General features: G+C 49.0%; 11 protein-coding genes, 3 tRNA genes and 3 rRNA genes. 3 read left to right on the top strand and 14 right to left on the bottom strand.

Annotated features, from left to right (window positions below; translation table 11 throughout):
- Positions 1–19 precede the first annotated feature (19 nt).
- Entirely contained in the window at positions 20–1,090 is a 1,071-nt protein-coding gene (locus FBF29_00805) for a S1 RNA-binding domain-containing protein (GenBank protein ID QJU07242.1), read from the bottom strand.
- Positions 1,091–1,212: 122 nt separating this feature from the next.
- Positions 1,213–1,656, bottom strand: a complete 444-nt coding sequence (locus FBF29_00800; GenBank protein ID QJU07241.1) for a hypothetical protein — start codon at positions 1,654–1,656, stop codon at positions 1,213–1,215.
- 76 nt (positions 1,657–1,732) lie between these two features.
- Here FBF29_00800 and FBF29_00795 point away from each other — a divergent pair, with 76 nt between their 5' ends.
- Together FBF29_00795 and FBF29_00790 are read left to right on the top strand one after the other, a co-directional pair.
- On the top strand, positions 1,733–2,536 hold the full coding sequence (locus tag FBF29_00795; GenBank protein QJU07240.1) for an ROK family protein: 804 nt from the start codon (positions 1,733–1,735) through the stop codon (positions 2,534–2,536).
- Positions 2,502–2,978: a hypothetical protein gene (locus tag FBF29_00790; GenBank protein QJU07239.1), complete on the top strand. Its 477-nt coding sequence runs from the start codon at positions 2,502–2,504 to the stop codon at positions 2,976–2,978. The genes FBF29_00795 and FBF29_00790 overlap by 35 nt, the downstream gene beginning before the upstream one ends.
- A gap of 43 nt (positions 2,979–3,021) precedes the next feature.
- Here the strand turns inward: FBF29_00790 and FBF29_00785 are convergent, their stop codons facing one another.
- From FBF29_00785 to FBF29_00745, 9 genes are all read right to left on the bottom strand, one after another.
- Positions 3,022–3,297, bottom strand: coding sequence for a hypothetical protein (locus tag FBF29_00785; GenBank protein QJU07238.1), 276 nt, complete (start codon positions 3,295–3,297; stop codon positions 3,022–3,024).
- A 459-nt stretch (positions 3,298–3,756) separates the two neighbouring features.
- Positions 3,757–5,649: a hypothetical protein gene (locus FBF29_00780; protein ID QJU07237.1), complete on the bottom strand. Its 1,893-nt coding sequence runs from the start codon at positions 5,647–5,649 to the stop codon at positions 3,757–3,759.
- A gap of 88 nt (positions 5,650–5,737) precedes the next feature.
- Positions 5,738–5,846 (bottom strand): 5S ribosomal RNA (rrf, locus tag FBF29_00775).
- Between the two features lie 191 nt (positions 5,847–6,037).
- Positions 6,038–9,229, bottom strand: a 23S ribosomal RNA gene (locus FBF29_00770).
- Between the two features lie 276 nt (positions 9,230–9,505).
- Positions 9,506–10,645 carry a dihydroorotate dehydrogenase (quinone) gene (gene pyrD / locus FBF29_00765; protein ID QJU07236.1) on the bottom strand — a complete coding sequence of 380 codons (1,140 nt, stop codon included), beginning with the start codon at positions 10,643–10,645 and terminating at the stop codon, positions 9,506–9,508.
- Positions 10,646–10,665: 20 nt separating this feature from the next.
- Positions 10,666–11,691, bottom strand: a complete 1,026-nt coding sequence (locus FBF29_00760) for a hypothetical protein (GenBank protein ID QJU07235.1) — start codon at positions 11,689–11,691, stop codon at positions 10,666–10,668.
- 89 nt (positions 11,692–11,780) lie between these two features.
- Positions 11,781–11,857, bottom strand: a tRNA-Val gene (locus FBF29_00755).
- A gap of 78 nt (positions 11,858–11,935) precedes the next feature.
- A tRNA-Ile gene (locus tag FBF29_00750) sits at positions 11,936–12,012 on the bottom strand.
- Positions 12,013–12,063: 51 nt separating this feature from the next.
- Positions 12,064–12,140 (bottom strand) — tRNA-Ala (locus FBF29_00745).
- Positions 12,141–12,204: 64 nt separating this feature from the next.
- Here FBF29_00745 and FBF29_00740 point away from each other — a divergent pair.
- The gene (locus FBF29_00740; protein QJU07234.1) at positions 12,205–12,441 is read left to right on the top strand and encodes a hypothetical protein; all 237 of its coding nucleotides are present in this window, start codon (positions 12,205–12,207) and stop codon (positions 12,439–12,441) included.
- 284 nt (positions 12,442–12,725) lie between these two features.
- Here FBF29_00740 and FBF29_00735 read toward each other — a convergent pair.
- The 3 genes from FBF29_00735 to gyrA form a co-directional block, all read right to left on the bottom strand.
- A 16S ribosomal RNA gene (locus tag FBF29_00735) occupies positions 12,726–14,302 on the bottom strand.
- A gap of 210 nt (positions 14,303–14,512) precedes the next feature.
- Entirely contained in the window at positions 14,513–14,944 is a 432-nt protein-coding gene (locus FBF29_00730; protein ID QJU07233.1) for a divergent PAP2 family protein, read from the bottom strand.
- Between the two features lie 10 nt (positions 14,945–14,954).
- Entirely contained in the window at positions 14,955–17,474 is a 2,520-nt protein-coding gene (gyrA, locus tag FBF29_00725) for a DNA gyrase subunit A (GenBank protein QJU07232.1), read from the bottom strand.

The raw sequence follows: 17,474 nt of genomic DNA, 5'->3' as shown, positions 1-17,474 counted from the left end.
GTTACTCTTTTTCTATAGGCTATTTTTTCTTGCTGCCAGCCAGCGACAGCGAAATCTTGCGATTATCTTTATCAATTTCTAGCACGGTAAAGGTCTTGCGCTCATTCAGTGTAAAGACTTTCTCCGGGTCAGTCCCATCGCCACCCAGCTCCGAAACGTGAACGAGAGCCTCGACAGCTGGACTTAGCTGCACAAATGCACCAAACGGTGTAATCCGTGTGACTGTACCTTCGACGTCCTCACCCGACTTAAACTGCTCCACTTCATCCAGCCATGGGTCCTTCGTCAGTTGCTTCATACTCAAGCTGAGACGCTCCTTGTCGATGGCGATAATCTTTGCCTCCACAGTCTGGCCAACCTTGACGTAATCACTCGGATTGTTGACCCGCTCCCAGCTAATTTCTGAGATGTGAATCAGTCCCTCAATTCCCTCAACGTTCACAAATACGCCAAAGTCTACCACGCCAGTCACGATACCCTTGACGGTATCGCCGACTGACAACTTCTCGAACCGCTCCGCCAGGCCCTCTTTGATGGCTTCTTTTTCAGAAAAGATGAGCTTGTTCGCCTTGCGATCAGCATCCAAAATCCGAACGCGAATCTCTTTGTTGACCAGTACGTTAAGCCGCTGCAAGATCTCGTCCTTGTCATTTGAACCAACTCGCGGATAATGCTCAGCCGATAGCTGCGATACCGGCAAGAAACCGCGCACCCCTTCATATTCAGCCAACAGACCACCACGATTGGCGTCGTACGGTGTCACCGTTACAATTTCACCGCTCTCCAATTTGGCGGCGACCTCGTCCCAGCCACGATCGCGCGCCGCTTTACGCATGCTCAAAAGTGAATAACCGTTGTCCAGCTCAACCTCGACAACACTCGCAGTTACCTCGTCACCTTCTGCGTAATTGTTCGACATACTCACCTCACGGCGCGGCACCAAGCCAACGCCCAAAGGCCCCAGATCAATCAGAACTTCATGTTTCTTTATTGATAAAATAGTTCCGTGCACAACCTCGCCCGTGGTCAGTTGTTTCACGGAGTCGCTCGCCTGAGCAAGCAGATCGTCCATGGTCAATGGATTCGCCATACGTCCAAATAGACTCCCGTATTACGTTAATATTCTTATCCAAGCGGCCTGCCAAAACAGCCACCTCTTGGAGGTCTCGCTTTATTATATCGTAGATAACGCCTTGAGTAAAGAGAAGGAAGCTAAACTACCAACATTGACCGGCGATAAGCAAAGCCCGCAGCCACAATCAGCCCCAACACGAAGCCAACTGCCAACGAGTCAGCCGGCCCAGTTGCTGGTAAGCGGGATGACTCTCGGCTATTGCTTTGAGCTGGCGGCGTTGGTTGATTCTGCGAGGGTTGTTGAGACTGCTGCTGCGCGGACTTATTTGACTCAGCTGAAGAAGTGTCTTTTTTCTCATCGCTATTCTCGCTCTTCTTTTTGTCGGCCGGTTTATTGTCAGTTTTCGTGTTGTTCGTCTCTTTTTGCCGCTCACTCGTCGCAGCATTTTCCGTCGATGAGGCGGCCTGGTTCTGTGCTGATAATTGTCGCAATCCGTATAACGTTGCCAAAGCGATCGCCGCCAAAATAACCCCTACAATCACGTAGATTACAACATATCCTCGCTGGCGGTTCTGCTTCATACTATTATCTCCCTGATGTTACTAATACTTACTGTACCATATTGTCACCGCTCTCGTAAAGGGGTATACTAGCTTCATGATTATTGCGATTGATACTGGAGGCACAAAAACATTAGTCGGACGATTTACCGACAACGGCACACTAGAGACGACAACTCGGTTTGCCACCCCAACAGACATTACGGCGTATATCAAACAAGTCGTTGACACCATCACCGTGATCGCCGAGGGCGCACCTGTTACAAACATCTCGATCGGTCTACCCGGCACCGTTACTGACGGTGTCGCTACATATTGCATTAACCTCGGCTGGTGCGAGGTGCCCATCCGCGACCTCCTGGCCGAGCACTTTCCCGACGCCCAAATCATCCTCGAAAATGACGCCAACCTCGCCGGCCTCGCCAGCATACGTCGCCTTGAACCACAACCAGCCTGCGGCCTCTACGTCACTATCGGCACAGGCATCGGCACCAGTATTATCCTCAACGGCACCCTCCACCCCAGCCTACGTAGCAGTGAAGCTGGTCATATGCAAGTTGCGTATCAGTCAACCATCGATTCGTGGGAAAACCTCGCTTCCGGACGAGCGCTCAGTCAACAGTTTGGTGAATTATCGGACGCAACACCGCCCGAAGCTTGGTTTGAGGCTGCCAAGAGACTCAGCTTAGGACTGCAGGCGTTGATCGCTGCTATTCAGCCAAACGTTATCGTTATCGGCGGCGGTGTCGGCCGCTACACCGATAAATTCTCTGCATCATTAGCTGGACTTATCACCGAGAAGCTGCCATCATTTATCACCTGCCCGCACATCGTTGGTGCAGCACATCCCGAGGAGTCTGTACTCTATGGTTGCTACGATAACGCTATCGCCCATCGTTAAGCAGCTGACCAGCGATTACCCAGAGTATCAGTTCCAGGCTGGCGATGTTTTTTCGTGGTCACACCATTCACGGACTATCACTTATATTAACGAGGCGTCACCAGCCGCTACTGCCCAGCTACTCCACGAAACTGCCCACGCCATCCTAGACCATCATCACTATACTCGTGACATCGACCTCATCGCCATGGAACGCCAAGCCTGGGAGCTAGCTGTCCATCACTTAGCCCCGCACTATAACATTACTCTAGCCATGAATGACGACGTCGTTCAGGATGCGCTCGATAGCTACCGCAAGTGGCTACATGCCCGCAGCACGTGCCCAACATGTAGCGCTGTCGGCATAGAAATCGCCAAGCACCACTATCGCTGTCTCCACTGTGCTAGCAACTGGCGCGTCAACGAGGCTCGATCCTGCGAACTCCGCCGCTACCGCAAATAGCCCTCTACGAAAAGAGGGCTATCGCGCATTTTAAGCAACTTGGCTACGCGGCCAGTGTCACGTCGTCTTGGGTCGTTGCCTGTACTGTTGATACCGTCGTTGCTGGATTAACGGTTGTCGTGGCCGTCGTCGTTACCTTACGCCGACGAGAAATGCGACCACCTTTAGCACCAGCGATCCGCGCCAGAGCTGGGTTTGCCGCAAAGCCACCGGTCCGTCCGTTCCGACCGCCCTTCGCGCCGATCTTGGCATAAAAGTCTGGGTCACGCGCTAAGTTTTTCGCTGCCGCTTTCATACCACCAATTTTTGTACCTGCCATGTGAGTTTTCCTCCCTAATTAAAAAGATTTCCACATCATCTACTATGGAAACCCTCGCCTTTATATATCACACATGATATGTGTTATATATACATCTTATCATACTGCTCATACTTTGTCAACATTTACATAAGCTATTTTTATTGTGAATAAAATATTGCAATCAGCGGTTTACTTCGCTATAATAAGACCTGTCACACCGTGTGACGGCACCTGTTGGAGCTTAGAAATGATGAGTTCCACCACTCAAAAACCACCCTTTCTGCGAGATGGGTGGTTTTTGATTGTGAAAGGAATTTCACTAATAGCTAAAATTGCCTACATCGAAAATTACCCCGACGACGAGAAAAATACGTATACTCATCTTCAACTTTCCGACTACAAAGCCCGCGTCCATAGAGCTAGCTCAATAACAAAGACGCGGGGCCCCTGACTATACCGTCCTCACTTCAGTACCGATTAATGCACCGCCAACAGCTGCGCCGCCGGTCCAGCACCAGCTGTCATCGCCACAAACTGCGCTCTCGTCCAATAGAGTCGTCCTGCGATCGGGTCATTAACATAGAACCCGAGCGGATCGTGCGGCTCACCGCGAACCCCAACAATGAGGCGTACATGCATCGGTATTGGCCCGCTGACCGTCCGACCTGACGGCGTCCTCCAACTATCAATTTTTGCACCAATCCGCCATACACCCCACGCAATGACTGGATTACCATTGTGAATTTGCTGTGCTACGAAATTCGCATTGGCGCCATATGCCACTGACGTCCTGCGACCATACTGACCAGCCGCCCGCGCCACCGGACCAGCGTATACACCCCAGCCCGTTCCCGCACCTTGGTTACCGTTTACGTCGCCCACAAACTGCGCATTCGGATCGTCCCACTCATTTGTCGCCTTATCTCGCGGTCGTGGACGGTACCCGAAACGCTGCAAAATGTTCCAATCATTATCATGTACACCACGATATGCCAAGGCCATACGCAGCGAGGCCGCTTCGCAGCTTTGGGCGTACGCCTGACGATAGAATGGTACGTTATTGAGTTTGACGACCCGTGAATTAGTTGTGAACGATGTCGCAATTCGCTCTACGCTCGGCAGTCCAAACACTGGCTGCACGCCTGGCTCTACCCAAACCTGAACTTGCCGCTGAAAGCCCATATTGACCACCCGAGCAACCATCGTATTACCACGCCAGGAAATACTCTGAACTGTACCAGATGAAGTCCTGAGACGATCCTGGGCGCTCTTGTGGTCAACCACCTGGTCAAAGGTTATCCGTACATCCTGCACCGCTTGATCAACCGTGGTTCGCCACGGGGACGCCCCCACACCACGCACGTGCCCATTAGTGGTAAATGTCTTTTTTACTTCCTCGACGAGAACACCTCCACGAGCTGTCCGTAGGCCTTTCGGGATGGTATATGTGTACGTTTTACCTGGCTCCAATTTATCCGCCTTGAATACGTACTCGGTATCGCTCCGCCACGAACCATTACCAGCCGTGTCAACCGCTATATTTGGCCGATCCTTTGCATCAATTGCTTCCTGAAATGTCAACTTCAATTCGTCTGATGGCGTCACTGAATGCTCTTTAATCGGTGAACCAATCGCTGGTAGCGGCGCACTTTTCACCGTAAAACGTTTTAACTCTTCCTTCTGGGCCTTATCGTATAACTTGAAGATGTACTGCGTGTCAGGCGCTAATAGGCCAGCGTATTTCCACGAAAATGTTTGATCATCAGACGACTCACGCTTCAGTACAAGCGCTGGCTCAGTCGTTAATTCTAGATCGCGTAATTTACCCGCCCGTGACCCTAAACGCACCGTCAACGCTTGATCCATCGCGATCACTTCTTTGCCATCCAGTGATGTCGTATCCACTCGTGGTGCTTTTTGCGTCTTGAACGATACATCATGGATTGTTGCATTACCAAACAGCGAACGTCTCGCCCCCGGGAACGCCACGGTGTAATTTGTATCAGCTGCCAGTGGCTGGTCGGGCGTAAACTCCATCTCAAAAACGCCGAACAATTGTCGCTTTTCGTGCCACACGCCACGCACTTCTGGTGTAATCTTCGGTTTTACTTCGCCCAGTTGCTGACTAAACTTTAGGCGAACTGGACGGTCGACTTCCTGCAGGGCTTCATCGGACACACGCTCGACGCTGACATTGCCACGTGTTGTAATAACAAATAACGTCCCAACTACTATCACTGCCAAGGCAACGATACCGCCACTAATAATAACCCACGATTTTGGCCGCCTTAACCAAGACGCACACATCGCCACAAATCCCCTACGCTCCGACCTCAGGGACTCTGGCTGTTCTGTTTGTTTTTTATCCATTTCCTCATCATTATATCATACTTATGCTACTCGCAAGCACCTCTGGCAAAAACGAAAAAAGACTCCCTATTCGGAAGTCTTTTTTATAATTCGGCACCGTGCTAGTTTCCCACTTTCGCAGTATAATCGCCGCTGGGGAGCTTAACTTCTGTGTTCGGAATGAGAACAGGTGTTTCCTCCTCGCCATGGGCACCGAAGGAGGGGGTTACGACGCTTGGTTCCGCATATACTCCGCGGTGGGCCAAACCCCTTTCTTCGATGTCCAGTTTACTGCACGGAATTGAATTGTTAATTGACTGGCACTTACTGAAAAGCACCAATTACTAGTTAAGTCTACCTTATCCGCGAGCGTTATGCAAGCATAAACGCTAGCAGACAAGGACATAAAAAGGCAATGGGACTATTAGTACGCTTTAGCTCCATGCATTGCTGCACTTCCACCTTGCGCCTATCAAACAGATAGTCTTTCTGTGTCCTCATAGGGAAACCTTATCTTGAGGTTAGTTTCGCGCTTAATATGCTTTCAGCGCTTATCTAGTCCGCACATAGCTACTCGACAATGCAGCAGGTGGCCACAATCGATACACCAGAGGTGCGTCCGCCCCGGTCCTCTCGTACTAGGGGTAGATCCTCTCAAGTTTCCTATCGTCCATACCGGATATAAACCGAACTGTCTCACGACGTTCTGAACCCAGCTCGCGTACCACTTTAATCGGCGAACAGCCGAACCCTTGGAAGGTGCTCCCCCTCCAGGATGTGATGAGCCGACATCGAGGTGCCAAACAGCGCCGTCTATGTGAACTATTGGGCGCTATAAGCCTGTTATCCCCAGGGTAACTTTTATCCGTTTGCGCTGTCGATCCCACATTCATGTACAAATGTACGTACAGCGGATCACTTGCTCCGACTTTCGTCTCTGATTGGAATGTACTCCTCACAGTCAAGCTGGCTTATGCGCATACACTATCACTTCGATTTCCATCCGAAGTTAGCCAACCTTTGAACGCCTCCGCTACTCTTTAGGAGGCAACCGCCCCAGTTAAACTACCCACCATACACGGTCCGCTAACCGGATAACGGTCAGCGTGAGAACACAATCACAACAAGGGTGGTATTTCACTTGGTGACTCCACAAATACTGGCGTATCTGCTTCAACGTCTCCCACCTATGCTACACATGTTGAAACCGTATTCAATGTAAAGCTGTAGTAAAGCTCCATGGGGTCTTTTCGTCCTGGTACGGACAGACGGCATCTTTACCGCCAATGCACTTTCACCGAGTCCTTCGCTGAGACAGTGCCCACATGATTACTCCATTCGTGCGGGTCAGAACTTACCTGACAAGGAATTTCGCTACCTTAGGACGGTTATAGTTACCGCCGCCATTGACTAGGGCTTCAGTTCGCACCGTGAAGCGCTCCCCTTAACCTTCCAGCATTGGGCAGGAGTCAGCCCCTATACATCCACTTTCGTGTTAGCAGAGACCTGTGTTTTTGATAAACAGTTCCGTGGGCTCTTTTGCTGCGGCCCCCACATCGTTAGATGTCAGAGATTCGCGTTCAAAAGAACAATTCATTGCTCTATCTCAGAAAATTCGTTTTGTGATTAAAAATGTACTCTTTAACCTATTATTCACTGAGTGAACGCGGCTGATATCCACCGAAGTGGGGGCAGACCTTATCCCGAAGTTACGGTCGCTGTATTGCCGAGTTCCTTAGCGAAGGTTCGCTCGTAAGCCTGAGTCTACTCGACTCGAGCACCTGTGTTGGTTTGCGGTACGGGCGGCTAAGTCCACGCGTACACCTGCTTTTCTAGCCAGGGCTTTCACCAAAATCGCGACTCCGAAGAATCACTTTCACTCCCTTTGCGTTCCCGCTCGGTTGGACGGATAAACCATGAATCCGCTTCGATTACTTCCCCGTGAACAGTGTACAAAACTTAACCGGTTCAGGAATATTAACCTGATGTCCATCGCCTACGCTCTGCGCCTCGGCTTAGGCCCGACTAACCCTGAGATGATTACCATGGCTCAGGAAACCTTGCTCTTACGGCCGAGAGGATTCTCACCTCTCTTATGGTTACTCATTCCAGCATTCTCACTTCCTACCGCTCCACCGAACCTTCCGATTCGACTTCACTGCTGATAGGAACGCTCCTCTACCACATTCAGTATCTATCTCAAAACCACACGTTAGTGTAGCCATCCCTTTAAGAAGTTCTTATTTTTTTAAGTCACTTATTAAAGGGCAAGAAAGATACTGAATATCCATATCTTCGGTATAACGTTTTAGCCCCGTTACATTTTCCACGCAAGATCTCTTGACTAGTGAGCTGTTACGCACTCTTTAAATGAATGGCTGCTTCTAAGCCAACATCCTAGCTGTTTAAGAAATCTCACCTTGTTTCCCACTGAACGTTAATTTAGGGACCTTAGATGATGGTCTGGGCTGTTTCCCTTTCGAGCACCGATCTTAGCACCGATGTTCTAACTGCCGTGGTTACACACATGGTATTCGTAGTTTGTTAAGGGTGGGTACAGTTGCCCGCCCCAGTCCTTTACAGAGCTCTACCCCCATGTGCTACTAACACGACGCTAGCCCTAAAGCTATTTCGAGGAGAACCAGCTATCTCCGAGTTCGATTGGCATTTCACCGCTAACCACAAGTCATCCAAACACTTTGCTGCGTATCCTGGTTCGGTCCTCCACCACCTGTTACAGTGGCTTCAACCTGCTCATGGTTAGGTCACCCGGTTTCGGGTCTAATCCTTACAACTAAACGCCCTATTCAGGCTCGCTTTCACTGTGGCTCCGTCAATTGACTTAACCTCGCTGTAAAAATTAACTCGCTGGATCGTTCTACAAAAAGCACGCCGTCACCGGACAAGCCGGCTCCGACTCCTTGTAGGCACTAAATTTCAGGATCTATTTCACTCCCCTCCCGGGGTTCTTTTCACCTTTCCATCGCTGTACTAGTTCACTATCGATCGTATATTATATTTAGCCTTGGCTGGTGGTCCAGCCAGATTCAAACAGGGTTTCTCGTGCCCCGTCCTACTCGATAAAACATACATAAGGTCAGCGTCGTTTTCGCGTACACGGCTTTCACGCTCTTTGGCTAGTCATTCAAACTATTCTGCTAACCACGCCATTTTCTTACCTTACTACCAGTTGATAGCCTGGTATCGCAAATCAGATTATTTGAACGAATTCAAATGCTCTGACTTGGTCATATGTAATATCACAACCCCTTATTAAGTATTCGTCTATCAACTTATTTGCCTAAATAAATAGGCAAAAACTTAAAAGGTTTGGGCTGTTGCGATTTCGCTCGCCACTACTTTCGCAATCGTTATTTACTTTCTCTTCCTCATCCTACTAAGATGTTTCAGTTCAGATGGTTCCCGCTCGCTTGCCTATGTGTTCAGCAAGTGGCAACATGACATGACTCATGCTGGGTTTCCCCATTCGGAAATCCCCGGATCAAAGCTTGTTGACAGCTTCCCGAGGCTTATCGCAGTCTTCCACGTCCTTCATCGGTAATATACGTCTAGGCATCCATTTAGTGCCCTTGAGTACCTTTTTATGCATTGACTTAACTAGTAGTTGCTACCTTGCAATTACCTGTTACCGTCAATTAAAAACTCAATTTCTTTTACTCTCAAATTGTTAATGATCATGCCTCACGCTTGAGTGCACATCTCGACCCGTCAAAATAACGTAATCTAATCTACACTCAACGATATTATCACCACTGCCCTCGCACGTTTTTGCAGTGTGTTGCCAGAGGTTCTCCTGAACATTCGCGTAACTAGTAATCAACTATACAGCAGCTGTAGTTGTTTTGCAAGAGTTTTTTCAAAGTTTTTTCGACTTTTTTGGCTTTTTTCTAAAATCAGCGCCAACCGCTTCGGAAACACTAGAAAAACCATCATTTTTTAGCAATTTTACCAACTCACGATTTAGCCGGCCAACCAGCTGTGGCCCCTCAAAAAATAGCCCGGTAATCAACCCAACCAAGCTAGCGCCAGCCTTAATTTTGACGTACGCATCCTCAGCCGAAAACACTCCGCCTACGCCAACAATTATTAACCTGTCGCCATAGTTCCTATAGGCATGACGAATAAGCTCCAGGCTATGCTCGCGCGTCGGCTCGCCGCTCAGCCCGCCGCGAATTTCATCAGTCAGCGGATCTTTGATGTCAATTTTACTACGGTCTTTTACCAAATTAGCCACCGTCACACCCTGGACGTTATGCTGAACGATAACTTTTAGTAGTGAATCGAATTGTTCTACATCGTACAAATGCGGCATTTTCACCCAAAACGGCACGTCACGCGGCACACTATCAAGTGTTGTCAACAAGACATCAAGCGACTCTGTCTCAATAAATGGCTCTTTCCCGGCGTTGGGACAGGATATGTTAATTTCTACAACACTCGCCAATTTGTTGTCATTAATATATTCTGTTGCTTTTTTCACATCGTTAATAATCGCTTCCTTCGTTAGTCGAGTACCCATACGCTCACGTGTTGTTTTATTCGCTACAACTGCCACTGACACAACTGTTGGCATGTTATCCAACCGCCGTCGATTACGACGAATATATCGACTAATCTTTCTGAGACCATAGTTTGGCATACCAGCATACACTACCACCGACTTTGTCTTCGGCAAACGATGAAACCATGGCCGCCGATTCCCCTTTCTCGGCTCTAGCGTCACCGATCCGCCCGAAGCAAACCCAAAGCCAACATCCTCCATCAGCGGCGACAGCTGGGCATTTTTATCAAATCCTGCCGACAAGCCAATCGGATTACAAAAAGCAATGCCGCCCACCTCCTGTCGGAGCGACTTATCCTGAAAACTCCATGACTTACGAATGGCCCACCGAACAGGCGGCAACGCCTGTACCACACGACCACAGAAAACGATCAGCTTATGCGTAAAGTCTGGCGTTAGCAAAAATAATAACGGTTTGATAACATGCTTATACATCTACTTACAGTATAGGGTAATTATCTATTAAAAGCGATATTATCCGGGTTTATATTCCATGAGGCAGCATTCATCCGAAACTTCCTGGCATCGTAATCAGCCTCCTTGATGACTCGCTGCCTATGATCTGTTAATGACTCTTCGCCATCCAACCCTACTGGATTTTCCCCAACCGCAAAACCAGGAGCGATGGCTAATGGGATAGCTCCCGTTTCCCTACCTTCAAAAGCACTCTCATACTGAGAATAAACTTCTTCAACTATCCTCAGTAATTTGTCTTTAGACTCCTCAAAGCCATAAAATACTATCGGATCTCGTCTTGTTTCCAGTCGCCCAGCGGCTAGTCTAGCACAATAATCAACTGCCTTGTCTACAAGGTGCTTGGTGTAACCACTTGGCGCCATAATCTTTGCCTGAAAGCGAAGCCCCTCTCTTGTAGCTTTCGCAAAAATCTTTTTATAGATATCAAGGCTATCTCGTAACTGAGGATTAAGATATATTCTTACCGTTGGGTATTTGTTAGGGTTTTTACCATCTTCCTGCAGAAACTTCAAAGAGTTATGCTGCATCCAAAGCAGACTGCATTCATCTGCCAACATTCTTTCCTTTATTCGATTACCCCCACCGTACCGCTGTCGATATTTGTCAGAAAAAGCATAGAGCTCTTCGATATGCCGGCGCACTCCTGTCCTATAAAACTCGACATCATCGGGGTCGTTCACTGACGTCTCGGTATCAAGCCGCCCCAGCACCTCTTCTATAGAATTACCCGGCATCTTTCTTGCCTCATCAAACGATCGAGGGAGTCCAGCGTATCGCTCCGCAGAAAACGCATTGAGCGCGGTGCCCCCCATCGCCTGTTTTTCATGGGCGATCTCATGTGCTAACTTATAAAAATCTGCATCGTTAAGGTTCTGATCAAACGCAAGGTGCGCAATAGTACTCTTGTTAGTGTCGTCAAGATCACCGTAGGCAGAAAACTGCTGCACAAAACCTAAGCGTTCACCATATGGGTTACTTTTTAAATTATGTTTATTCTTTACCATATACGTTTGGTATAGTAGCATAGTTTACCGCATATGTCAATCTCGACACCTCTAAATAAAAACACCCCCAAACGGGATGATTGTCTATCTGGTGGGCGACAAGGGACTCGAACCCCTGACCCTCTCGGTGTAAACGAGATGCTCTAGCCAACTGAGCTAGTCGCCCTTATCAAAAACGTGATGGGTAATAGGATTACCCTCCAAAAGGTCATTATATCTCACTCTACTCAATACAATGACGTTATGGTGGGCGATGAGGGACTTGAACCTCCGACCTCGTCATTATCAGTGACGCGCTCTAACCAGCTGAGCTAATCGCCCTCATTGCAGTCTTGGTGGAGTGTCGTAGACGTAAGCCTACTTCACCCCATATGGTGGAGGCACAGGGACTCGAACCCTGGACCCCCTGCTTGCAAAGCAGGTGCTCTAGCCAACTGAGCTATGCCCCCATCTCGCCAAGACTTTATTCATTGTACCGTATCTTTTTTATTCTGGCAAGTGTATAATGGAGATATGTATTATAAATTTACCTTTGGATCTTTTTTTGTCGGCCTCATCGTTTTGATTATCGGCGCCGTCATGACTGTCTACCACCAAAAGTTAGCGGACAATCTCGCGAGCGGCATCAGTAGCTACGAGCGCTTCAAGTTCTGGGGTCTGGTCGTCTGTGGAGTTGGCTTTGGGATTATGCTGTGTCTCCACACTATCCCGCTAGGCTGGCTGGCAGAATCGCTATTCGGTCGCCGATAGTTCCGCAGCCATCGCCTCGCCATATTACGTTCTATCTATACTCAAGTAGACAGCCACGTGAAAGGCCCCGTCATTAGTCATAGACGACAAAACACCCTCCAAACAGGAGGGCGTTTTTATATTAACAACTTGATTGTGCAATTCATCAATCGGTTTATCGTAGAGAAGGTTTTGAACTTTGTCTCGTCCCTAGAAGGACTACTGTAAATATGTAAGCTCAGCATATTTACGAGACCGACCTAGCTCAACTTGTGATTACTCGACAAATTGGCATCTATTCTCCCTAGAAAGGAGGTAATCCATCCGCACCTTCCGGTACGGATACCTTGTTACGACTTAACCCCAATCATGCCCCCCACCTTAGGCCGACGAATCGGACTTCGGGTGTTGGTCACTTTCATGGTTTGACGGGCGGTGTGTACAAGACCCGGGAACGTATTCACCGCAACTTGCTGATTTGCGATTACTAGCGATTCCGACTTCATGGAGGCGAGTTTCAGCCTCCAATCCGAACTGGGACTAGCTTTGATGCGATTTGCTTCACCTCGCGGCTTCGCTGCGCATTGTACTAGCCATTGTATTACGTTTCTAGCCCAGGACGTAAGGGAAATACTGACCTGACATCATCCCCTCCTTCCTCCCCGTTACCGGGGCAGTCCAAGTAGAAAAATACAACTACTTGCAAGGGTTGCGCTCGTTGAAGGACTTAACCTAACATCTCACGACACGAGCTGACGACGGCCATGCATCACCTGTCACAGGGTTCCAAAAGGCACAGTCTACTTTCGCAGACCTTCCCTGGATGTCAAGCCCTGGTAAGGTTCTTCGGTTATCATCGAATTAAAGAACATAATCCACCGCTTGTGCGGGTCCCCGTCAATTCCTTTATGTTTTAGCCTTGCGGCCGTACTCCACAGGCGGGATACTTAACGCGTTAGCTTCGCTACTGAAGGGGTCGATACCTCCAACAGCTAGTATCCATCGTTTACGGCGTGGACTACCCGGGTATCTAATCCGGTTCGCTCCCCACGCTTTCGTGCCTTAGCGTCAGAAATGGCCCAGTAACCTGCCTACGCCATCGGTGTTCCTTCTTATATCTACGGATTTCACTCCTACACAAGAAATTCCAGTTACCTCTACCATTCTCGAGTTTAACAGTTTGAATAATAGTCTGTATGGTTGAGCCACCAGGTTTCACTATTCACTTATTAAACCGCCTACGCAACTCTTTACGCCCAGTCACTCCGGATAATGCTTGCACCCTACGTATGACCGCGGCTGCTGGCACGTAGTTAGCCGGTGCTTATTCATGAGTTACCGTCATATTCTTCACTCATAAAAGAAGTTTACAACCCGAAGGCCTTCATCCTTCACGCGGCGTTGCTCCATCAGGCTTTCGCCCATTGTGGAAGATTCCTCACTGCTGCCTCCCGTAGGAGTCTGGACCGTGTCTCAGTTCCAGTCTGGCTGATCATCCTCTCAGACCAGCTATGGATCGTCGGCTTGGTAGGCCATTACCCTACCAACAACCTAATCCAACGCAGGCTTCTCCCAAAGCGGATAAATCCTTTAATCCGAAGACCATATGCGGCATTAGCTACCCTTTCGGGCAGTTATTCCTCACTTTGGGGCAAATTCCTACGCGTTACTCAGCCGTTCGCCGCTCGCCGGCATTCTGCACTATCAGTTCGAAGTCACCCCAGACACTCATCTCTTTCAAAATGATGCGGCTGATTTCCTTTGGAAATCCCCGCGTCCAGGCTTCAAGTTGATAGTGCAGAACCCGCTGCCGCTCGACTTGCATGTGTTAGGCACGCCGCCAGCATTCATCCTGAGCCAGGATCAAACTCTCCGTTAAAAATCTACTTTGTATCAAAGTATTAAGGCTCTACAAAAATATAAACTGACGATGATATTGCACAATCAAATTGTTAAAGACCATAGTCGGGTTTGTGTACCGCTTTCGCTTCACCTAACAAATTAGCGTGATTGTCGCTTGGCTCGCACTCCAGCAACCAGACTGATATTCATCTTACCTGATATTAGTGGTCAGGTCAAGGGTTATTAGCAATTATCTTGTAGCGAAAATTACAACAAAGGTTACAACCGTGCCCACGGCCGCCCCGACAAGCATTTCTGGTAGCGTATGACCATGTGCCACCCTAATCGTTGACAGCTTTGGATAATCTTTTCGCACCACTCTATTGAGCAAGTCACCTTGCTGTCCAGAGGAAAATCGCACCATCACCGCATCATACAATACGATTGCCGCGAACCATGCAGCCAGGCCGAACAGCGGACTTCCCCACCCCTGGTAGTGACCGATGGTCAGCGCAAGCGACACCACCGTTGCACTGTGAGCACTCGGCATACCACCTGAAAACAATACCGGCGAACGAGGGTTCGACTGCGTAACTCGACGATTGCGGCCAAACAGCCGGGCCAGATGCTTTGATGACTGCGCTACAAACCACGCGATGCCCGGTATCAGGATGTATTGCATCGGCACCTGGCTAATCCTCCTCGTCTGGACGTTTCTCCATTAGGCCAATCGACGACACCGCATCGCCATCACTCAACCGCATAATCGTCACACCCTGCGTTGTTCGACCGAGCAACTTGATGTCACTTAAGCCCAGACGAATTGTTTGACCATTTTGCGATACCAACAGTGCTTCGTTCATCGTCGGATCAATCGTCTGTACTGAAATGATTGGGCCAGTCTTTGCCGTCACAATTGCCGCCTTTATCCCTACACCACCGCGCTTATGACTTGGGAAGTTAGTCACTTTCGTACGCTTACCAAAGCCCTTTTCGCTAATGACCAGCAGCGTCTGTTCATCGCTGGTAACGATATCCATACCAACAACGCAATCGTTCGGACGTAGACGCACCCCGCGTACGCCACGAGCCGCTCGACCCATCGGCCGAGCATCCTGCTCGTTAAAACGAATCGCTTGACCAGCTGATGTTGAAATAATTACATCACTTTTGCCATCTGTTTTCTTGATCCAGCGCAGCTCGTCACCATCGTCTAACTTAATAGCAATGAGCCCGTTCGTCCGGATATTGGCATAGTCGCCAAGCGGAGTCTTCTTCACCGTACCATGCTTAGTTGCCATAAATAGGTAGCCCTGGTCACCAGCGTTCTTCTCGTGTTTAATGATAGCGGTGATCTTCTCTTCTGGCTGTAGCTGGAGCAGGTTCACCGCCGCCACACCTTTGGCACTGAGACTGGCAGCTGGTACTTCATACGCCTTCAGGCGAAAAATTCGACCTCGATTCGTAAAGAACAACAAATAGTCATGGGTGTTTGCTGGCACCACCTGGTCAATAATATCCTCCTCTTTGGTGGTCATGCCGCGCTTACCCTTGCCACCACGGTTTTGCTTGCGATAATCACTGAGCAGGGTCCGCTTGATGTAATTCTCGCCGGTTAGTAAAATGACCGCTTCCTCATCTGGAATTAGCTCCTCATCAGAGAACTTACCCAGTTCATGGTTGATAATTTTACTACGCCGCTCGTCGCCGTACTTTTCCTTCATCTCTAGAAGCTCAGCCTTGATAATATTCAAAATCTCTTGCTCGTCGGCCAAGATAGCCTCTAACCTTGCGATCAGCTTCAGAAGTTCGCGAAGTTCATTCTCGACCGCTTCACGCTCAAGTCCAGTCAGGCGTCGCAGCTGCATTGCCAAAATAGCCTTGGCCTGGATCTCGCTGAGTCCAAACTTAGCGCGCAGATTCTTTTCCGCTTCATCCTGGGTTTTTGAGGCACGAATCGTCTTGATCACCTCGTCGATATGATCCAGTGCAATCTTGTAGCCCTCCAGAATATGCGCTCTTGCCTTGGCTTTTTTCAGCTCAAACTCAGTACGGCGGCGCACCACAGATTGTCGGTGCTTAATAAATTCGCTCAAAATATCGTGCAAGCCTAAGATCCGTGGCTGCATGGTATTGACCAGTGCCAGCATGTTGTAATTAAAACTTGTTTGTAAAGCTGTTAATTTATACAGCTGGTTCAGCACCTTCTTTGGATACGCATCTTTCTTCAGCTCGATGACAATGCGGACTTTGCCCCGAGAACTTTCATCGCGCAGGTCAGCCAGTTGTACTCGCTTTTCTTTATGCAATTCACCAATCTTTTCAATTAGTGTTGCTTTATTTACACCATACGGGATCTCTGTGACGACGATCTGATGTCGCCCCTTCTTGGTCTCCTGAATCTCCGCCACCGCCCGCATCATTACACTACCGCGACCAGTCGCATATGCCTGACGCATCGGCGCACCTCCATAGACAATCGCCCCCGTCGGAAAATCCGGACCCTTAACGTGCTTCAGTAAATCATCAACCGTCGCTTCAGGATTATTGATCAGCTCAACCGTCGCATCCACCAACTCGCCCAGGTTATGCGTCGGGATACTCGTCGCCATACCAACAGCGATACCAATCTGACCGTTCAGTAGTAGGTTTGGTAATTTTGCTGGCAGCACGATTGGCTCACGCTCTGAACCATCAAAGTTATCCTTGAAATCAACCGTTTCTTTCTCGATGTCAGTTAGTAGTTCTTCAGCTGGCTTGTCGAGTCGCGCCTCAGTATAACGGTGAGCGGCTGGTGGATCTCCGTCCATTGAGCCAAAATTTCCCTGGCCCTGCACCAAGGTATAGCGCATCGCCCAATCTTGCGCCAGACGCACCATCGAATCATAAATCGCTGAGTCACCATGCGGGTGATATTTACCCATTACATCACCGATGATGCGCGCTGATTTGACGAATTTCGCAGTACTACGATTACCGTTTTGGTTCATTGAATACAAGATACGGCGATGCACAGGCTTTAGACCATCGCGTACATCTGGTAATGCCCGGTCAACGATGACACTCATCGAATAGCGGAAGAAATTATCTTGCATCACATGTTCGAGTCGACGTCGCTCTAAGCCTGTTGGCATCTCGGTTACCATGTCCGGCGTCGCCTCAATTGACTCGTGGTCACTGGTTGATTGTATCTGTTTGTCCTGATCACTCAT

The sequence above is a fragment of the Candidatus Saccharibacteria bacterium oral taxon 488 genome (assembly GCA_013099015.1).
In the GTDB taxonomy this organism is placed as follows: domain Bacteria; phylum Patescibacteriota; class Saccharimonadia; order Saccharimonadales; family Saccharimonadaceae; genus Nanosynbacter.
The sequence above is the reverse complement of the archived record's forward strand: the minus strand, read 5'-3'. Positions and strand labels throughout refer to the sequence as shown.

What these genes read in the sequence shown, in the direction of transcription:
- FBF29_00740 (QJU07234.1), top strand. Translation starts at nt 12,205, where the DNA reads ATGTATTATAAATTTACCTTTGGATCTTTTTTTGTCGGCCTCATCGTT.
- FBF29_00780 (QJU07237.1), bottom strand. Translation starts at nt 5,649, where the DNA reads ATGGATAAAAAACAAACAGAACAGCCAGAGTCCCTGAGGTCGGAGCGT.
- FBF29_00730 (QJU07233.1), bottom strand. Translation starts at nt 14,944, where the DNA reads ATGCAATACATCCTGATACCGGGCATCGCGTGGTTTGTAGCGCAGTCA.
- FBF29_00800 (QJU07241.1), bottom strand. Translation starts at nt 1,656, where the DNA reads ATGAAGCAGAACCGCCAGCGAGGATATGTTGTAATCTACGTGATTGTA.
- FBF29_00805 (QJU07242.1), bottom strand. Translation starts at nt 1,090, where the DNA reads ATGGCGAATCCATTGACCATGGACGATCTGCTTGCTCAGGCGAGCGAC.
- gyrA (QJU07232.1), bottom strand. Translation starts at nt 17,474, where the DNA reads ATGAGTGATCAGGACAAACAGATACAATCAACCAGTGACCACGAGTCA.
- pyrD (QJU07236.1), bottom strand. Translation starts at nt 10,645, where the DNA reads ATGTATAAGCATGTTATCAAACCGTTATTATTTTTGCTAACGCCAGAC.
- FBF29_00760 (QJU07235.1), bottom strand. Translation starts at nt 11,691, where the DNA reads ATGGTAAAGAATAAACATAATTTAAAAAGTAACCCATATGGTGAACGC.
- FBF29_00790 (QJU07239.1), top strand. Translation starts at nt 2,502, where the DNA reads ATGGTTGCTACGATAACGCTATCGCCCATCGTTAAGCAGCTGACCAGC.
- FBF29_00785 (QJU07238.1), bottom strand. Translation starts at nt 3,297, where the DNA reads ATGGCAGGTACAAAAATTGGTGGTATGAAAGCGGCAGCGAAAAACTTA.
- FBF29_00795 (QJU07240.1), top strand. Translation starts at nt 1,733, where the DNA reads ATGATTATTGCGATTGATACTGGAGGCACAAAAACATTAGTCGGACGA.